The 19,511-nt window shown below is 66.2% G+C and carries 9 protein-coding genes and 1 pseudogene; 5 read left to right on the forward strand and 5 right to left on the reverse strand.

What is annotated here, in order from left to right; all coding sequences use genetic code 11:
• Positions 1–86: 86 nt before the first annotated feature.
• Together ACWD1Z_RS34415 and ACWD1Z_RS34420 are read right to left on the reverse strand one after the other, a co-directional pair.
• A complete protein-coding gene (locus ACWD1Z_RS34415; RefSeq protein WP_451124357.1) occupies positions 87–839 on the reverse strand; it encodes an aspartate kinase in 753 nt (250 codons plus the stop codon).
• 297 nt (positions 840–1,136) lie between these two features.
• A protein-coding gene (locus ACWD1Z_RS34420) for an IS3 family transposase (protein ID WP_451124359.1) occupies positions 1,137–2,389 on the reverse strand; the annotation gives its coding sequence in 2 pieces (ribosomal slippage) (positions 1,137–2,107 and positions 2,107–2,389; 1,254 coding nt in all).
• A gap of 556 nt (positions 2,390–2,945) precedes the next feature.
• On the opposite strand from ACWD1Z_RS34420, the gene ACWD1Z_RS34425 reads away from it, so the two are divergent.
• On the forward strand, positions 2,946–3,632 hold the full coding sequence (locus ACWD1Z_RS34425; RefSeq protein WP_451124361.1) for a type 1 glutamine amidotransferase: 687 nt from the start codon (positions 2,946–2,948) through the stop codon (positions 3,630–3,632).
• Positions 3,633–3,658: 26 nt separating this feature from the next.
• Here the strand turns inward: ACWD1Z_RS34425 and ACWD1Z_RS34430 are convergent, their stop codons facing one another.
• Entirely contained in the window at positions 3,659–5,038 is a 1,380-nt protein-coding gene (locus ACWD1Z_RS34430; protein ID WP_451124363.1) for a glutamine synthetase family protein, read from the reverse strand.
• On the opposite strand from ACWD1Z_RS34430, the gene ACWD1Z_RS34435 reads away from it, so the two are divergent.
• Positions 5,018–6,154 carry an MBL fold metallo-hydrolase gene (locus ACWD1Z_RS34435; protein ID WP_451124365.1) on the forward strand — a complete coding sequence of 379 codons (1,137 nt, stop codon included), beginning with the start codon at positions 5,018–5,020 and terminating at the stop codon, positions 6,152–6,154. The genes ACWD1Z_RS34430 and ACWD1Z_RS34435 overlap by 21 nt on opposite strands.
• Positions 6,155–6,416: 262 nt before the next feature.
• Positions 6,417–7,167: pseudogene (locus ACWD1Z_RS34440) on the forward strand (transposase family protein).
• Between the two features lie 6 nt (positions 7,168–7,173).
• Here the strand turns inward: ACWD1Z_RS34440 and ACWD1Z_RS34445 are convergent.
• Both ACWD1Z_RS34445 and ACWD1Z_RS34450 read right to left on the reverse strand, forming a co-directional pair.
• Positions 7,174–7,539, reverse strand: a complete 366-nt coding sequence (locus ACWD1Z_RS34445; protein ID WP_451124367.1) for a hypothetical protein — start codon at positions 7,537–7,539, stop codon at positions 7,174–7,176.
• Positions 7,536–14,777 carry a polymorphic toxin-type HINT domain-containing protein gene (locus ACWD1Z_RS34450; protein ID WP_451124369.1) on the reverse strand — a complete coding sequence of 2,414 codons (7,242 nt, stop codon included), beginning with the start codon at positions 14,775–14,777 and terminating at the stop codon, positions 7,536–7,538. Before ACWD1Z_RS34450 ends, ACWD1Z_RS34445 begins: the two co-directional genes overlap by 4 nt.
• A gap of 446 nt (positions 14,778–15,223) precedes the next feature.
• Here ACWD1Z_RS34450 and ACWD1Z_RS34455 point away from each other — a divergent pair, with 446 nt between their 5' ends.
• Both ACWD1Z_RS34455 and ACWD1Z_RS34460 read left to right on the forward strand, forming a co-directional pair.
• Positions 15,224–18,700, forward strand: coding sequence for a DNRLRE domain-containing protein (locus ACWD1Z_RS34455; protein ID WP_451124371.1), 3,477 nt, complete (start codon positions 15,224–15,226; stop codon positions 18,698–18,700).
• Positions 18,701–19,027: 327 nt separating this feature from the next.
• Positions 19,028–19,246, forward strand: a complete 219-nt coding sequence (locus tag ACWD1Z_RS34460; protein ID WP_451124373.1) for a hypothetical protein — start codon at positions 19,028–19,030, stop codon at positions 19,244–19,246.
• The last annotated feature ends 265 nt before the right edge of the window (positions 19,247–19,511 follow it).

A 19,511-nucleotide genomic window follows, 5' to 3' on the forward strand; every position in this document is an offset into this window, starting at 1 on the left:
AACTCCGGCGGGTAGTTCTTCATGACCACGAGATGTCCGTTCTCAGATCCTCAGGATCCAGTGTCTCGTGTGTTCAACATCAGGGGTCAACGCCCGGACCCGGCCTCCACCGAATTCGATACCAGCGTTCCCGGGCAGTCCGTGAACGAGGAGCGGACGTGAACGTCCACGCCATGACGGTGCGCGTACTGCACACAGCGCGACATCAGAACCCTCGCCCCGGCGGCGGCCATCTCCAGCATCTCCACGGTGCTGACGGCATCCAACCGCTGGGCACATCGGACCACGCGCGGATCGGCGGTGAACACGCCTTCGACGTCCGTGTATATCTCGCAGACGTCGGCATTCATCGCGGCAGCCAGGGCCACTGCTGTGACATCCGATCCGCCGCGTCCCAGCGTCGTGAGGTCCCCACTCTCCTGGCAGATTCCCTGGAAGCCGCTCACGAAGGGCACGGCGCCCTCCTCGAGCACCTCCCACACCCGAGCCGGGGCGATGTCGACGATGCGCGCCGAACCGTGGCACCCATCGGTGTGAATGCCAGCCTGCGCCCCCGATAACGACTGGGCGGTGCCACCCAAGTTGTGGACCGCCATCGCCACCAGCGCATTGGAAACCCGCTCGCCGGACGTGAGCAGCATGTCCATCTCCCTAGCGGGACGGTCACGGCTGACCATCTGCGCAAGATCGATCAGTTCGTCACTGGTGTCACCCATGGCCGAGCAGACGACAACGACATCGTGGCCGCCGCGCCTGGTGGTGAGGACCCGTTCGGCGACCGCTCTAATGCCGTCCGCGCCCTTCAGCGAGGACCCTCCATATTTCTGGACGACCAACATGCCCTTGTTTCCTCCGAAGACGTCGTGGTGCTCAAACGCGCCGACTGCGCGTCCTACAGGCGGGGGCGCAGCGTTTCTTCCCTGTGCCAGTCGACAAAGAGGTCGCCGGTGGTACACCAGGTCGCTGCGGGTCAATGATTCGGTGTCTCTGCAGTGCCTCGTCCGCGGAGCTGGGGAGTTCCTGCGATCAGCAGGGGATGTCACCGGGCTCAGCCGGTTTGCGTCAGATTCGGAAGCGGCCGGCCCCGACGATGCCGCCTCACCGTGGTCTGAACCGTTCCGGGTTCGGTAGAGACTTCAGATTGTGGTTGTGACCTGGGGTTCCGCGGTCGCGAGGTAGTAGTTGGTCTCGTATTCGACTGGTGGGATGTGCCCGATCTCACCGTGGAGTCGGCGGTGGCAGTACCAGTCGATCCACTCGGCAGTGGCGAGTTCGACCTGGGAAAGCGTCTTCCATGGATGTCGGGGTTTGATCAGCTCGGTCTTGAACAGGCCAATCGTGCTCTCCATGAGGGCGTTGTCGTAGGCGTCGCCGATCGAGCCGATCGAGGCCGCGATGCCGACGGCGTCCAGGTGCTCGGCGAGTCGGAAACTCGTGTATTGCGACCCGGCATCGGAGTGATGTATCAACTCACCCCGTTGATAAGGCTGTTCGTCGCGGTCGCGTTGCCACAGGGCCATGTCCAGGGCGTCCAGGACGAGCCGTGTCTCCTTCGACAGGGCGGCGGACCAGCCGACGATCCGGCGGGAGAAGGTGTCCACGACGAACGCGACGTAGACGACTCCCGACCAGGTGCTGACGTGGGTGAAGTCGGCAACCCAGCAGCGGTTCGGGGCCGGCGCGACGAAGTTGCGGTCCAGCAGGTCTGGCGCCCGCTCGACGGAGCTGCCCGCCATCGTGGTGACGACCTTCTTCCCGCGCACGGCGCCGGTGACGCCGAGCTCGCGCATGAGGCGTTCGACGGTGCACCGGGCCACGATATGGCCCTGGCGGTGCAGCTCACGCCAGACCTTCCTGGCCCCGTAAACACGGTAGTTGGACTCGAAGATCTGCCGGATGAGCGGCTTCAGCTCGGCGTCGCGGACGGTGCGGGCCGACGGGGCCTGGAGTCGTTTGTGGTGGGCGTAATAGGTGGAGGGGGCGATCTTGCAGTCGTGCACGGTGAGCACGCGGCAGATCGGCTCGACACCGCCGAAGCGGGCCCGGTGCTCGTCGATGAACGCTACGAGCGTGTGTGTGGCCGGTCGAGCTCGGCCGCGAAGAAACTCGCCGCAGCCTTCAAGATGTCGTTCGCCCGCTTCAGCTCGGCGATCTCCTTCTTCATCGCCTTGATCTGCGCGGACTCCTCCGTGGTCGTCCCCGGACGCTTCCCGGAGTCGACCTCATCGCGCTTCACCCAGTTCCGCAGGGTCTCGGCCGAACCGATCCCGAGTTTCTGGGCAACCGCCCTCAGCGCGGCCGACTCGTTCGGATAGTCACCACGGACCTCGGCGACCATACGGACCGCTCGTTTGCGCAGCTCAACGGGATAGGAGGAGGGACGTGCCATGACTCGATCCTTTCACGGAATCGAGTCTCTACCGAACCCGGAACGGTTCAGTCTTACCTACCGGCTTCCCGCACCCCAAGCGTTCACGCAAAGGCGCATGCGTCATATCCATGTAAAAAGAGTGCGCCCGCGCACAACTCTCACCGGAACGGCAAGAACGCCCTACGGCGCACAGTCACGTGTAGCTTCCGTGCGGAACTTGGATCCGCTCAGGCACCCGTGAATCACGCGAAAGGCCCTGCGGATCTAGCCAAGCAGCAGGAGACCTTGCCTCGGCCTGTCTCCGCAAAAGGCTCCTGGTCAGGTCGTGGAGGCTTTCCTTTTGCGGCTGCCCGGTCGCGCCCTTGCTTCGCGTAGTTGGCGGGCGTCGAGCAGGTGACCTAGGGAGCCCACAGAGCTGAAGCCGGCGTCCGGCGGGTAGGCATAAGTGTCGGGGCAGACTCTGGAACAGCACCCCCAGCCCTGCGCGGGCCGCCGTGGGAGCGCGGCCAGCGCCCTCCCTGTCTGCCCCCGGCTGTCCGCCCGCTGTTTCCTAGCACCGACTGCGAGGTGTGCTGTGCCGGTCCTGACTGTCGCTGATGAGGAGCTGGACGCTCTCGGATACCTGACGGAGTGCTTCGAGGCGCATGGGCTGGGTGAGGTGCGCATGTGTCATCGGGCGCGCTCTCGGCCTTGGCCGGTCCCGGAGCTGCTCAAGGGAGCCGATCTGGTGGTCTCCCTGGGGTCGCTGTCGTCGGTGCGGGACGAGACGACGCAAGAAGCACGAGCGCAGGAACACCGTGTGTACGAAGCCGCGATCGAGCGCGGGATCCCGGTCCTCGCCATCTGCTACGGGGCGCAGGTCCTGAGCCAGGTCCTGGGAGCGCCTTCCCGTGAGGCGCCAAGCCCTGAGATCGGCTGGGTGGAAGTCGACAGCATAGACTCCGTGATGCTGCCAACCGGTCCGTGGCTGGAGTGGCACGAGGATCTGCTGGTCATTCCCGTGGGCGCCACCCTGCTGGCCCGCACATCGATGGCGCCACAGGTGTATGCGCACGGTCGTTGCCTGGCGGTGCAGTTCCACCCGGAGGTGACCCCGGAGGAACTGGACCGCCGAGTGGCGATGTACCGGGACGCCCTGGAACAGCAGGGCGTCGACGTCGAAGCCCTGACCGTTCAGGCGCACCGGCAGGGCGAACGCTCGCGGGCCATGACACGACAGCTTTTCGACATTTTCTGGTCGGGCATTGCGGCGGGGCAATGACGTGCCCTCCCAGGGTCGGGCCGGGTTCAGAAGAACTCGAAGTACTCCCTCATCTCCCAGTCCTGCGCCGCGGCCCTGCCGCCGGCGCTTGCCTCGTCACCTGCGCCGGCTGCCTGGATCGCCTCCTGCCTCCGGGCGATCTCGAAGCGACGCATCTTCACGTAGTAGGAGACGAATCGGTCTCCGAACTCGCTACGGTAGAAGTCCGATTCCTCCAGCGCGGACACAGCCTCGGCCAGAGTCCGGGGCAGGGGCTGGCTCTCCCCCGCATAGGGGTCGGACGCCTCCGCCGGCGGTGGCTGGACGCTGCGGTTCATACCGTCCCGGCCGGCGGCAAGGTCCGCGGCCATGTACAGGTAAGGGTTTGCGCAGGGCTCACCCAGCCGATTCTCCACGTGCGTGCCGGTGTCTCCCGGGCCGCCGACGACGCGGATGGCACAACCGCGGTTGTCCACCGACCAGCCGATGCGCCAGGGCGCGAAGGAGTAGGGACGGTAGCGCCCGTAGCCGTTGGCCGTCGGGGTGGCGAACGCGGTCAGGGCCGGTGCGTGGCGGAGCTGTCCGGCGATGTATTGCAGGCCCTTCTGCGAGGGCGTGTGGTGCGCGTCAGCGAAGACGTTGGTTCCCTCGCGGGTGATGAGCGAGGAATGCAGGTGCCATCCGGAGGGGAAGGAGTGCGGCAGGTGCGGGGTGCTCATGAACGAGGCCAGAAACCCGTGCCGAGCGCAGACCTGTTTGACCGCAGAGCGCAGGATGACCATCGCGTCTGCGGCGGCCAGGCCCTCCAAAGGGCTGAACGTGAACTCAAACTGCCCCGGGCCCCACTCATCCTCCATGGTCCTTGGCTCCAGTCCCACCTCCCACAGGGCGTCCCGCAAAGGACCCAGGACGGTGTGCGCGGAGTCCAGGCGGGTCTCGGACAGAAACTGATAGCCGTGGGCCGTCGCGGAAACCAGCGGCACGGGCGGCGGGTGGCCGAGATCGTCCAGAGCAATACGCTGGACGTCACGCCGGACTACCAGGAACTCCACCTCGAGCCCGGCGACATAGCGCAGTCCGTCCTGGCCGAGGGCCTCCAACTGTCGGCTCAGCAACCCCCGACCGCACAGCGGGTTGGGCAGCCCGGAGGGAAAGTAGGTGTCGCACAGCATCCACCCGGTGCGGTCGGCCCAGGGCAGGACTCGGAACGTGGCCGGGTCCGGCACGGCCACGACATCGGGAAAACCAGTCATTTCGGGCAGATCCAGATCGGCGTCAGAGACGAACCCGCCGGTGAAGACGGTGTTGCCGCTGTCCATCTGGTACATGGCGCTGGAGAAGTTCAGTCCCCGCACGAAGGCGGCCTCGGCTGCCGACGCGGACAGGAACTTAGCCCGGGGAACGCCGTGCTGGTCGACGACGACCAAGCGGACCGTACGCAGACCCAGCTCGCGTATTCGGCCGACCACGTGGTCTACGGCTTCACTTCGCTCTGCACTGCCGAGGCCATGGTCCTGGACGAAGCCGCGTTGCCCGATCCCCGAGCCTTCCGCCCGTACAGCGGGTCCGAAACCGGAGTGGATCATCCCAAACTCCTCTGTTTGGAAGATTTACGGAGATTCGTTCCCGTTTCAGTTCTTGTTTATACCGCCACTCATCTGATCCGGCCCCGGCCAGACACTCAGGCGCGGCCGTTCGGCAGCCGTACAGCCGGTTGCAGTGAACGTCGGTTGTGGTCAGAACTCACACCCCGTTGGATAGGGACATGCATGCGCCTGGGAGAACTCACCGTCCACCCGCTCATCGACGGATACGCCATCATGGAACCCGAGGCCCTCTTCGCCAACGTCACACCTGACGAACTGCGGCGCGAAGAACTCCTCAATGCCGACGGCCTGCTGGAGTTCCCCTACGGAGGATTCCTTGTTCTGGGGCCCGAGGAGCGGATCGTGCTGATCGACCTCGGCGCCGGCCCCGACCCGGGCTTCTTTCCCTTCACCGCACCACGCCACGGCATGCTGCCGGCCGCCCTCAGCACGCAGGGCATCACCGCGGAAGATGTCACCGACGTTGTCCTGACCCATCTCCATGCCGACCACATCGGGTGGGCCACCGTCGGAGGCGACGTCTATTTCCCCCGCGCGCGACACCACGTCCACAGCGAAGACTGGCACCACTATGCGCAAGGCGACGCCTACCCCACCATCCGCGCACACCTAACTCCGCTCACCAACTGGATACACCTGTGGGAGGGCCCACACACCGAGCTCTTCACGTGGTTGAGCCTGCGGGCGGCTCCTGGTCACACGCCGGGATCCGCGGTAGCAGTGCTGCACAACGGACACAAGCACCTGGTTCTGGTCGGAGACGTGCTGCACACCCCAGCCGAGCTGCGGCAACCACACTGGCAGGGAACAGACGACTGGGACGCGGACAAAGCCGTCGCCCAGCGGCAGACATGGAATGCGTACTGCCGCGAGAACAGGGCCCAGGTGGTAGGCCCTCACTTTCCCGGCCTGCGCCCGGTGCACGCCGAGGACTGAACTCCAACCATCCACACCCCCTCAACCCTTGTCGCACTGCCAGCAACCCGAAGGGCAGGCAAGCGACCGACACGCACGCGCACCGAGCGATCCACGCCGACACTCCGCAGGCCACAGCCGTGACAGGCCTCGCGCCACGGAACCACTGAGCTTCTTCGAGCGGGCCACCGATCGGGTGACGGTCCGTGAAGCGCAATGAGCGAGGCCCCTGGGCAGTTGATCGAGATGTCTGACGTCTCAACCACGCTGCTCAGGGGCCTCGTTGGTCATCTATCCTGCCGCACTCGACCTGCCACATGCGCTCGTGGAGTGGGTCACCATGCTCATCGTCACCCGTGAGGGTGACCGCCGCTGCAAGCTCCGTCCGTCCCAGCGCGCGATAGTGGCACTGGTGTACCTGCGCGAGCACACCACCCTGGCGAAGGTCGCTGCCGGCTTCGGGATTCAGCGAGTCCACCGCCCACGCCTACACCAGCGCGGTCATCGACCTTCTCGCCGACCGTGAACCGGGCCTGCTGAAGGTCCTGCGCGAGCAGGATCCGGACTTCGTCCTCCTGGACGGCACGCTCGCCGAGTGCGACCGGGTCGGCGACGGACGGGCCGACTACTCCCACAAGCACCGCCGGCACGGGGTGAACGTGCAGGTAGTCACCGATCCGGACGGCCGGCTGCTGTGGCTCTCGCCCGCGCTGCCGGGCCGCTTTCACGACCTGACCGCCGCCCGCACCCACCGGATCATCCGCATCTGCGAGCGCCAGGGCGTTCCCATCCTGGCCGATCTCGCCTACCAGGGCGGTGGCCCCTGGCTGACCACGGGCATCAAGCGCAGGCCCCTGCGGGAACTCACCCCTACCGAGAAGACCGTCAACCGGGCTCTGGCCGCGGCACGGGCACCAGTTGAGCGCGGCGTGGCCTGCCTGAAGTCCTGGCGGATCTTCCGCAGGTCCCGCTGCAGCCCCAACCGCATGACGTCAATCGCCAAACACATTCTCACCCTGGAGCGGCAACGCTGAAGAGGCTCATTCAGAGCCCAGCATCAGGACATCCCTGCCGACCTCATAGATTTCGATCGCCCCGGGAGAGTGATCCATAAATTCCTCCCAGAAACCTCGAACTTGCCAGGCGGCAGGCGCCATAGTGAGCGATCCGTCCAACTCAGTGGATACGGTCCACGATGGATGCACCTCTGAATCGACCACTTCGAAGAGTCGCGAGTCAAAGAGGGGCGGAAGTTCGCCTCTACGGAACTCAATCCTGAAGTAGTTCGGTCCGTCCGTCTGGCAGTACAGCTCAAGGACCACGTATACCTGCCCCTGACGCAGGGCATCCGCCCCCTGACGAATACTCTGCTCGTGACCTTCGACGCCGGCGAACCTCACTTTCACGGGGCACTCCCTCTGCGGTTCATGACGACCTTGTAGTCGTAGTCGTACATGACCTCACGAGACACTCGATTCATGTAGTAGTGCACTTGATAATCACCGTACGGGCTTTGATGTGTCTCGGTGCTGTACTTGCCCCATTGTGAAGCACCTCCGCGTTCTGCGAATCGAGCTTGCAGTTCCTTGTTCCCCATCTTCGTCCCAGGCATGGCCAACCTAGAACCGGAGATCGCATCAGGTGTCAGCTGGCCACTTCTAGTGAAAGGCGAGTTCGCCGACTCCAGCCGCAACTTCTGCGCGAGCTTCTCCCCTTGAAGGGAACCGGATATGACGTCGCAGTTGCTGTTGTGAACCAGGACCGGCGTGGCGCCCGCCAGGACATAGTACGTGTGTAGGTCGTCAACTGTGAGGTTGTACGTCCGCGCGTGCCTGTTGAAAGGCCGATTTCCGGTGATGATGACTGTGTCACCCTCGTCAGTGAGGAGGGTCATGCCCGGTTCGAGCTCGCGTGCAGTTATCCAGTCGCCCTTCGACGGAGACCAGAACGGATGCTCGTGCGTGGCCGTGAGCTTGTCGATGCCGTCTTCGGTGGCGATGGACAGCTCGTTGAAGTGCTTGTCGTCCTCGGTGATGATGAGGTGGGTGACTTTTCGGGCTCCTGTTTCCCCGGTGACAGGGTCGGTGGCCTGGACCTCGTCACCAACGTCGATGTCCTCGATGTTCTTGGTCTTGCCGTCGGCCATGAGGACGTCGGTGCCGGCGAGGAAGCACTTGTTGCAGTCCCCCGCATTGCCCTTCTTGGGGTTTGCACCTACACCGGCTCTTCCCGCGCCTGGTGCATCGCCCATCGCAGTGATGCTCTGCGCGACGCCCATCGACATACTGCGAAAGTAATTCTTTACAGACTCGGGGCAGGATCTCAGGTCGTGACAGGTGTTGAGTCCCCACCACCCGAGGGTTTGAGCTGCACCTTCCGGATTAGTTCCATCGGTCAAGTAGCCCCAGATGGCACCGTTAGTGAACCGGTTGGGATCGACATACTTCCGGTAGAACTGCTTGATGAACTCGTTGCGCCCTTGCCACTTCGTCGTGATGCTGACGCCTGGGAAAATCTCAGCCGGGTCATAGTAGGTGCGCTGAAATTGTGTGTTGCACGATGTACATGCCGCTTCCCCGGGCCGCTGACCGGTGTAGCCCGCGCGTTCACCGTCTCCTGCGACTGGATAGCCATCGCCGCAGATGTCTCGTCTGCACAGACCCGAAGGGTCGCTGTGGCTGACAGGGCTGTTGTTGGAATAGGCGTACCCGTTCATCTGCAGCGGGTCACTGATGACGACGATCGGGTCCGCGGACAGGAACCGCCCCGAGTTCTGGTCGTATTCTCGGGCTCCGATGTGTGTCAGCCCGGTGCTCGCGTCGTCGATGCCGACGCCAAGGTAGCTCCGCTTGTTCGGCCAGCTCGCCGGCTTTGCGCCCCGGGCTTCGCCGTACGGTTTGAAGGCGCGGCGGGTAACCACTTGGCCGGTGGCCATCTCGACCGTCGTGTTCGCTGTGCCGAGGTGGTCGGCGAGGAGGATGTTGAGCTTGTGGCCCGTGGTCGAGCCATTCGTCGTGGTTCGGGTCACCGCTGGCGCACCGGCTTGGGCGTACGTGCGGGACGCCTTGGTGATGCTGCCCGTCGCGTTCGTGGTCAGTTCTGTCTCGCCCAGGTACAGGGTCGAGCCTGTCGGCGAGTTCTCCAGGATGCGGTTGCCGTCGGCGTCGTAGACGTAGGTGGTCTTCGTGCCGGCGTTGGTGATCGAGGCCAGCTTGTTTTCTTGGTTCCAAATCAGGCTCTGTGTGGTGTTGTACAGGTCCCGGACCTTGGTGTTGCCCGTCGCGTCGTACGCGTAGGAGCTTCCCTTACCCGCCGGTGTGGAGGTGATCCCCGTCATCGTGTGCGGCTGTGTCGTGTACGACGGGGTCGTGCCATTGCCGGCGACCATCTTGCCGTGGCCGTAAGTGAACGTGACGTTCTTCGTGGCGTCCGCGGTGTCGTGCTCGGTCATGGTGGCGCGGTTGCCGATCCAGTCGTAGGTGAACGACTGGCGGTAGGCGGTGGCGCCTGTGGAGACGGTGGTGGAATCCGGGGCTGCTGCCGACAGCGTCGACGCCAGCGACGCATCGGGGGCCTTGGCGTCCGTGGACTCGTCCGGCGCGTCGGCGACCGGGCCGGAGGAGAACGCGTAGTCCGTGCGGTAGCCCCACGTCGTGCCGTTGGCCGTCTTGCAGCCGGTGCCGTTCAGGCTCGGTGTGACGTTCGACGTCCAGGCATGGTTGAGCTCACCCATGACGTCGTAGGTGAAGCACTGGGCGTCCCAGGTCTTGCCGGACGCGTCTTCGAGCTGGCGGGCGTTGGAGGTGATGGTGCCTGTGGCGTCGTAGGAGTAGTAGCTGTCCGCGATGCGGTGCGGCCCTGCCGTCTCCCGGTCGGTGATCGTGCGCTGGAGGCTGCCGGTGTTGGGGTTGACGAAGTTCGTCGTCCATACCCGGTATGGCTGGGCGCCGGAGACGGTGCGCAGTGCCTCGCCGTAGGGCGAGTAGGTGGCGCCCGCCGTGTACCAGGTGAGGCCCGAGGTCGACTCGGGAAGGCCGTCGCTGGTGTAGCGGGTGACCACCTTCTCGCTCGCCAGGCCGCCCTTGGCGGGCAGCGTGACCGACTGCGGCTGACCGGTGGGGGTGTACGTGTAGGTGTAGGTGTACGTGCCGGACAGGCCGGTTGTCATCGCGTTCGGCGGGATGACCGTCTCGCTGCCGGTGACGTGGTACTCGGCGTCATAGCCGGTGGCGCGGTTGATGTAGTCGCCGTCCGCGGTGTGCCGGATTGATTCGGTCGGCTTGCCGAGTCCGCCGGGTGTCTCGTCATAGGTGTATGACTTGACCGGGCTGGCGGTCGTGGAGCCCTGGCGGACGGCCTTCACGCGGCCGAGCAGGTCGTACTCGGTGAACGTCTCCTGCTGGAGGGCGTCCTTGGTGTAGTTGGGGCGGTCGGCTTCGTCGTACAGCGTCAGCGTGGTGCCGGTGTCGGGGTCCGTGGAGGACGTGAGCCGGCCGCGGGTGTCGTAGACGTAGGACCAGCTGTTGCCTGCGGGGTCGGTGACCTTGCTGCGGTAGCCGCGGGCGTCGTACTCGTACGACGTTGTGCGGCCGGTGTCCCCGCTCGTTTTGCTGTAGTGCTTGATGGAGGTGACCCGGCCCAGGGTGTCAAAGTACGTGCGGGTCTTGGGGGCAGTGGAGCCCGGGGGGTCCATGTCCGTGTAGATCTCGCCGTGGGTGGCGAATGAGCCGTACTTGTATTTGCCGCCGTGGTAGACCATGGCGCGGTATTCGCGCTGCAGGCCGTCGTAGCGGTACTGGGTCGAGCTCGGTATCAGGGACAAGGACCGGGGCTGGAACAGGTCGGTGGCCGGTTCGCCCTTGGCCAGGTAGCCGCCGGTCTTCTCACGGACGAGGCCGTGGTCGTTGTACTTCGTGTCGACGATGATCCGTCCGGGGCCGTGGGCCTCGGTCTGGGCCTGGACTTCGCGTTGGAGACCGTCGTAGAGGGTGACGGTGCGCGCGTAGGTGCCGTCGTCCCGGAGTGCTTGGAGGGTCACCGAGGCGGGGCGGTTGAGCTTGGGGGTGGCTATGGCCGCCTGGTAGGAGATCTGCACGCTCGGGGACTGGCCGGCGGAGGAGCGTGAGGGCGTCCAGCCCTTGATCAGACGGCCGAGGGCGTCGTATTCGTTGCGTGTGATGCGCCCGTTGGGGTCGGTGACGGTCAGGGGCAGGCTGCGTCCGGGATCGAAAGTTGTCTTGGTGAGATGGCCCTTGGCGTTGAGGGACTTCACCTCGGTGACCGGGCCGCCCGCATCGCCGGGGGTGTACTGCGTTTCGGTCGTGCCGGCGCCGGGGGCGGTGATGGTGCGCACCCGGCCCAGCGGGTCGTAGCTGGTGGTGATGGTGTGGGAGTGCGCGGTGCCGGTGCCGTTGATCGCGGCCCTGGAGGTGACGAGTCCCTTGGTCGGGGTGGCACCGTAGGTCAGGTTGTCGTAGGTGTTCCTCAGCGACGACTTCAGCTGGGTGGCCGGGTCTGCGGTGGCCTGCGTGGCGCAGCTGGTGGCGGTGACGCGTTCTTCCTTGGGCAGACCGATCAGCCAGGTGGTGGTGTTGTGTACGTACGCGGTCGTGGTGCAGGTTCGGTCCGAGAGCGTCTCGGAGGTGCCGCTGGGTTTGACGACGGCTGTGTCCACCTGGAGGGGCAGCCCATAGGTGTCGTCGACCGCGGTGGTCGTTCGAACGCCGCGCCAGCTGTCGCCGACCGTCTGGATCTCATCCGTCCGCTTGACGCCGACGCGGTGGGCGAGCAGCGGGTCGGCTGTCGTCGCGTCCTCGTTCTGGCGGGCGCGGGAGGCGGTCTGCTTGGAGTAGGGGAAGGTCAGGTGGCGCTTGAGGACTTTGCCGTCGGAGTCGACGTAGGTGATGGTCTCCGCGGTCATGCCGGCGAACTGCGGTGCATCGTCGGCGCTAAGGGTGTGAGCGCCCGTTGAGTCCTTCACTTCACCGCCGACGCCCTGGAAGTAGCGTGTGAGGCTGTAGGACTGGCTGTTTCTCACGCTCGTCGTGGAGGTGGTTTTGGCGCCCTTGCGGACGGAGACCTGCCGGTAGCCCTTCCAGTCGCTGTAGGTACGCAGGGCGGGGCGGGTGAACTCGTCGTCGCCCTTGGCCCAGGCCGTGTCCGAATAGGCGTACTTGGTGGTGACGGGCACGCCGTGCGAGGTGACCTTGTCGGTCTCGGTCACGGACGCCACGACGTACTTGTTGAACCAGGCCTTCTTGGGGGTTTTGTCGTCCCCGTCGGGCGACCAGCGGACCGGGTAGCAGGTGCCGTTGTTCTTGCCCTTGTCCTCCACCGGCTCGGCTGCGCAGCCTCCGGTGTATTCGACCTCGATGTCGCCGCCGTACTCGGTGGAGACGGTGCCGATGCGGGGGCGGGTGAAGCCGGGTCGCTGGTCGGTCTTGCTCCTGGGGACGAGGTTGGGCAGGTGCCGGTCCTTGAGCCGGTCACTCAGCGGTGAGGTGGAACCCACGGTGTATGCGGCGAAGCTGACGCCGTATTCGGACTGGAGGGTGCCGGTGGTCTCTCCAGGGGCGTAGCCGGTGCGGGTGATGGAGTTCAGCCACAGACCGGGTGAGCTGTCGTACCAGTCCTCGGGGAAGGAGTGGTGCAGCGTGTATTTGTCGACAGGTCCAAGGCCGGTCTGTCCGGCCCGTGCGGCCTTGGTGGTCACCGAGTCCAGGCGCATCTGGGTCCAGAAGGACGGGAACGCCGGGCAGAGCTTGGACGTGGACTTGCAGTTGAGGTTGCCCGGGGTGTCCCACCAGGGGCGGTAGGCGCCTGGGTCGTCGGTCTTGGCGAAGTTCGCCGCCTCGCACGCCGTCTCCGACTTCAGGCAGCGCTGCTTGACGCCGAAGTCGATCATCGCGGACGGCTTGGTCAGCGCGCTCGGGCGCATCCCATACTCGATGGACACCGGGTAGGCGTGACGGTCGTACTGCTCGGGGGATTTGAACTTCTTGCGCGGGGCGTAGTAGTTCGTCTCCTGCTTCCAGTTGACGATCATCGTGTTGCCGTGGACGTCGACCACCTTGTCCAGGCCCCAGCGCCATGCCTGCTGCTTGCCCGCGCCGCAGCGCGAGTCGGCGAAGGCGGCGGCGTGGCAGGGCTCGCCCGGGTGGTTGCCGAAGACCGGCACCGTGGAGACGGAGTTGGTGTCAGCGTGGCCGCCGCCCACCTGGTGCTGCCCGAAGTAGTAGCTCGTGCCGTCAGAGCCGGTGACGACCCAGTACTCGCCGTTGTTGTCGTCGTTGACGGCGCCGACCCGGTGCTCGACGCGGGTGCCGTCGTCGCTCTGCGGACGGTAGCGCTCGGTGGCGGTCTCGGGGTTGACGCTGGTGGTGGGCTCGCGGACCAGCTCGGTGGTTTTGCCGTTGAGGGACATCACCGCGTTGGGTGACACCCAGCACAGGTCGGATGTCTTGTCCTTGGCCGCGGTGTTGTTGGGTGTGCCGGAGGTGAGTGTCTTGCGGTCGTCCTTGCAGGTCCGGTAGCGGCGCTCGATGAAGCCGACGTCGTAGCTCCATCCTTCGCCGATCCACGAGGCCTGGGGTGAGGAGACCGCGGTACGGCCGTCCACGGCCTGGGAGTTGTACTCGAAGGAGATCTTGGGGGCGGGGCCTGCGGGGGGCGTCGGCATGGTCAGCGGGTAGGACCAGGTGAAGGCGCCCGATGATCCTCCCGCTGCCCACTTGCCGTTGGAGGCGAGCGAGGTCGCCTTGAAGCTTCCGCTGCCGACGCCCGAATCGAGGGCTCCGAGGACAGCGGTGTCGCCAGCGGCTGCGGGAGTCGCGGGAGAGGAGGTGCGGTAGGCGGCCTGGGCCACCTCAGTCCCGGTCGCGTTCGCGGGGTCCGACGGGGCGGATGCCGGCGTCACCGTGCCGTCGGCGGCGGGGTCGACCGTGGCGGTGAGGGACTTGGAGGCCGGGTCGTTGTCGGTTTCCAGCTCTTCGTAGGCCTGGCATGCCTCGTCGTCCGGCGTGGTCAGGTAGCACTCCGGGAACTGGACGAAGGTCAGCCGGGAGGCCCAGTCCGCGCCGTACAGGCTTTCGAACTTGGCGTAGTCGAGCTTCACGGAGACCGGAACCGCACCCGCGGCGGGGGCCTGGACCACCATCAGGGCGCCGTCGACGCCCTGGCTCACGGCGGCGGTACGGTCCGGAATGGTCACCTGCCAGGTGCCCGTGGGCGTCGGCTGGGCGGGGGCCTGGCCGAGGCTGACGGGAAGGGTGCCTACGGGGCTGAGCGCCGTCTGCTGGGCAGTGGACCTGGTCGAGGCGGGTGTCGTGGCCGAGCCGAAGGTGACTGAGCCGCTCACATTGGAAGGCGGTGTCACGGTGCTGGGTGGCGGTACGAGCCGGTCTTGCGGAATCTCCGCCTTCAGCGACTGCAGAGCGCGACTCAGTGGCTTGCCGCTGGGCACCGGCAGATCACGCCTCAGGCCCTCGAGACTCAACGACTCTCGTCCGGTCTCCTCCTTGGCGGGATCCGGAGGCAGCGCGAACGACTGCGCGGGCAGCAACCCCACCAACAGCGCGGCGGCGGTGACCGGCACGGCGATGCGCGCGCGGCGCGGCTTGCGGGCGTACGGAAGTCGACCGAACACGGTGGGGCCCCCCGGACCACTTGGAGCGGGACCGGCGACGGACCACGCGTGACGACTTAGCAGAGCATGCAGATTCTGTGATCACCGTGTGACGGAATACCAGAGGCGACGGGCCGATGTGATGATCGCCACGGCGCGTAACGGCCTGCAACGGGAAGTGATGTCAGCAATGCCCCACAGGGAGCGAAAGCGCTGCCAGTTGGCTTTGGTCCTGCCTTTGCCGCCTTTCGGGACGATCAAGCTTCTATCCCCATAGCAAGCACTACGTTTTGCCGGGATTGCATGGTCTTCCGCACAGCAGGGGGAGGTCAGGGGCCATCAAGCCGGGAGGGGCAGCGCCATGCCCCTGCGCGCATCCACCACCCCGTCACCGGGTGACGACCCGTTCCTCATGAGTCATCATCGGCTGGCCCGAGAGGGAACGAGGGGGAAGGGGAATCTGTCCGATGACGCGTACCTGGCGCCGTGTGCCCAGCCGTCGGGCCAGTGCGGCCGTGCTCGCCACCGCGCTCGCCGTGACCGGTGTCGTCTACGCCGGAGTCGGCCTGGACAGCAGCGACGAGCCGGCCCGCAGCGGCCATGACCGGCAGGCGAAGCCGGTGACCGAGGCTGCCGCTGCGGCTCAGGCGGCGCACAGCGGCAAGAACGTCGAAGTGACCGCGGCCCGCACCGCCCGTTCCACGACCTGGGTGCGCCCCGACGGTGGCATGGTGAAGAAGCTGTACGCCTCCCCGATCCGCGCCAAGGTGGGCGGCCAGTGGAAGCGGATCGACCCACGTCTGCGCCGCACCAAGGACGGTTGGGAGCCCAAGGCCACCAACACTCGCATGGTGTTCTCCGACGGATCCAGCAAACGGGACGACCAGCGCGCCTCGCGTACGGCGGTGCAGCGCGTCTCCCTCGTCAAGCAGGCCGCCGCAGCGGACACCGGCAGCCCGCTGGTCACGCTGTACGTCGACGGCGGCGCACACGCGATCCAGCTCACCTGGCCCGGCCCCGTCCCCGCTCCCATCATCGACGGCAACCGCGCGCTGTACCCTGAGATCTTCCCCGGCGGTGACCTGGTGCTGACGGCCGACGACGACGGCTTCGGCCAGATGGTGGTTCTCAAAAACCGCGCGGCGGCCTCCGATCCGCATGTGCAGCAGCTGGTCTACGGCCTCAAATCATCCACCCTGACGTTCCGGCTGGACCCGCTGTCCGGCATCGTCAGCGCGCTGGACGCCAACGGCGACGAGGTGGCGACGTCACCGACCCCGCTGATGTGGGACAGCAGCGGAGCGCCCGCCGTCACCAACGGCACCGTGGGGGCGAGCGCTCAGCCGACCGCACCCGAGGCACCCGACACCGGAAGCCCCTCCCCCACAGACAGCACCGCACCGAGCCCCAGCGAGGAAGAACTGCCCGTCGAGTCCGACGAGCAGAGCGACACCGATGTGGAGGACCTGCCCTCCGCGAGCGACGGCCCCGGACCTACGGCGTCGGATGCCCCGCTACCCTCCGCGCCGCCCGAGCCGACCCCCTCGCCCTCCCCGACCGGCGCGGCCGCAACCCTGGGCCTCGTCACCCTCAACGGGCCGGCACCCGACTCGCGGGGCAACATCGTCGAGGCCGAACTGGGCGTCGGGCAGTGGACACTCACCCCCGACCACGACTTCCTCGCCGATCCGGCCACCACCTACCCCGTCTTCATCGACCCTGCGTTCACCAAAGACACCCAGGACTGGACCACGGCCTACAACCGCCACCCCAACGCCACGTTCTACAACGGAAAGAACTTCAACGCGGGCGGCACCCACGAGGCACGCGTCGGTTTCGAGTCGGACACCTGGGGCACCTCCCGGTCATTCTTCAACATCAACTTCGACCCGGATCTCAAGGGCACGAAGATCACCAGGGCCAAGCTGACCGTGCTGGAAAGGTACGCCTGGTCCTGCAGTCCGCGCAGCGTCAGCGTGCATCGCACCGGACCGATCAACTCCCACACCAACTGGAAGAACGCCCCCAAGCTCCACGACGGCAACAAGCTGGCCACCAAGAGCTTCGCCCACGGCTACAAGTCCAGCTGCGGGGACGACTTCGAGACGTTCGACGTCAAGAAGGGCGCCCAGGAAGCAGCCGACGACGGCGACGACACCATCACCTTCGGACTGCGGGCCCGCGACGAGAATTCGCAGTACGCCTGGAAGAAGTTCGAGGCCAACGGCGACTTCGGTCCGTCGTTGCTGGTGGAGTACAACCGCAAGCCCACCATCGTCTCCAACTCCCTCGACCTCGGCCCGGACGGCAAGTGCACCACCACCAAGCCCTACGTCCGCATGGGCTCGGGCAATCTGACCTTCACCGCCAGGGCCAAGGACAAGGACAAGAACCTCGACTTCGTCGACTTCGACCTGTGGGAGCTCGGCCAGTGGAAGACCACCGGCGACCTCCTCGGATCGACCGGCAAGAAGACGGTGTCAAACGGCACCGGCGACGCCCTGGTAACGACGTCGGGGTACGCCACCAGCAAGCTCAAGAGCGGCGCCACCTACTCATGGCGGGTCCGGGCAGTTGACGACGCGGAGAGCTCATCGGGCTACTACCCGACCAAGGCCCCGTGCCGGTTCGTCCTGGACACCACCGCACCCAGGCCTCCCAAGGTCACCTCGACCGACTACCCGGACGCCGACGCCAGCCAGAACGGCTTCGGCAGCAGCGCCGAGGACGCCATCTGGAGCGTCAAGAAGTTCGGCACGCCGGGCTCCTTCACCTTCCGCGCGGTCAACACCGACGTCAAGCGCTACGAATACGGCTTCAACTCACCCACCTACACCGGCACCGTCAGCCGCGTACCGGGCAGCGCCACCTCGGTCACGGCCACCATCAACGACGCCAAACCACCGAGCGCCGGCCCCAACGTGCTGTACGTACGGGCCGTCGACAGCGCCGACAACTTCTCGGAGCCCACCAAGTACCTCTTCTACGTCACCCCCCGCGACCAAGCCGACCTGCCAGGCGACTTCACCGGCGACAAACTTCCCGACCTCATGGTCGTCACGGAAGCTGGCAACCTCGCCCTCTACCCCTCCCAGCAGAACACCGAACTGAACAAGGGCACCGGCGACCTGGACTTCTCCATGCCCGGCGCCTACCGCGCCAACCCCGACAAGGACCCCAACGGCGACGACCTTCCCCCTTACGCCGCAGCAGCGAGCGGCCACTTCAAGGGCGCACTCATCACCCACAACGGCGACATCACCGGCGGTGACGGCCTCCAGGACCTCGTCGTCCGCGTCGGCGGCAAGCTATGGGTCTACCCGGGCGACGGATACGGCGCGGTCAACACCGACAAGCGCCAGGAAATCCTCCTGCCCGACAACGCCCCCAGCCCCGCCAGCTTCACCCAGATCGTGGCCGCCGGTGACATCACCGGCGACGGACGCACCGACTTCCTCGCCACCGCCGGCAACGGCACCGACGACGAACTGTGGGCCTTCACCGGCTACCACGGCGCCACCGTCGACCAGGCGATCCGCCTGATCTCCTCCTCCTGGAAAGACCGAGACATCGTCACCGTCCAGGACGTCTCCGGAGACAACATCGCCGACCTGCTCTACCGAAGCGACGTCTCCGGCAGACTGCTGCTGCGCAAGGGAATCGCAGCATCCAGCGGCGGCGTCGACCCCAACACGCTGGCCACCGCAGCCAACTCATCCGGCGGCACGGACCACGAATACGCCGCGTCCGGCTGGACCAGCACCGCAGTGCCCATGCTCTACGGCACACCCGACGCCAACAACGACACCATCCCCGACATCTGGGCCATCCGCTCCGACGGCTCCGTCGGCTTCTACGCAGGCGGCAGAACCGCACTGACCGGCAACCCCGTTCAGGTCTACGGCGCACACTCCTTCTGGCTCACCCGCATCGCCATCGGATAAGCCCGAAAGGTTCGGCCCGCCTCCCCGCGGAGGCGGGCCGAACCTTTCGGGACCGCACCTCTGGGGTGATTGCGGTCACCGCGCGGGCGGTCTGGTCAGCAACAGCCGTTTCTGACCTGGGAGTTTGGACCATGTCCCCTGGCAAGCGGGCCTTCGACCACGAGGCCTTGGCCCCGATGGCAGCAGGCGCCCACCTTCAGGCGATGCGGCGCGCCGGGTACGCGTCACCGTGTGGAGCGTCATCGCAGCCGGCCCCGTCGCCCTCGGCGTCGCTGTCACCTCTTCCCCCACCGCGGCCGGGGCCACGCCCGCGCCCAAGCCGCCCCCGTGCGCACCACCACAAGCGCCTCCGATCCGGCCGGCTATGCGCAACTGTTCGTCAACGCCTGGTTGCGCAGCAGCGCCGATGACTCCGCGACTGCGCAGGCCCGGCTCGCGCAGTCGATGGCCGCTGACATCGAAGTGCCCGACACCGCTGCGCATGCGCAGCAGGCGCCGGATGCGGTGACGGCGGTGCGCAGCGCGCCGGCGGGGCGTGGTTGGTGACAGTAGCTGCGCGATACCTGGACTGGCGGGTGCGCTACTACACGGGGCCGGTGAAAAATCTTCAGGTAGAAGGCCGCCCTCGATCAATGACTGGCAGTAAAAACTGTGCCCCGCCGCGGGCGAGGCTGCATGCCCCAGTCGCGGCGGGGCGGTGCCCTGCTTCCGTAGGAGGGCGTTGACCCCTGATGTTGAACACACGAGACACTGGATCCTGAGGATCTGAGAACGGACATCTCGTGGTCATGAAGAACTACCCGCCGGAGTT

Source organism: Streptomyces sp. NPDC002784 (assembly GCF_053592135.1).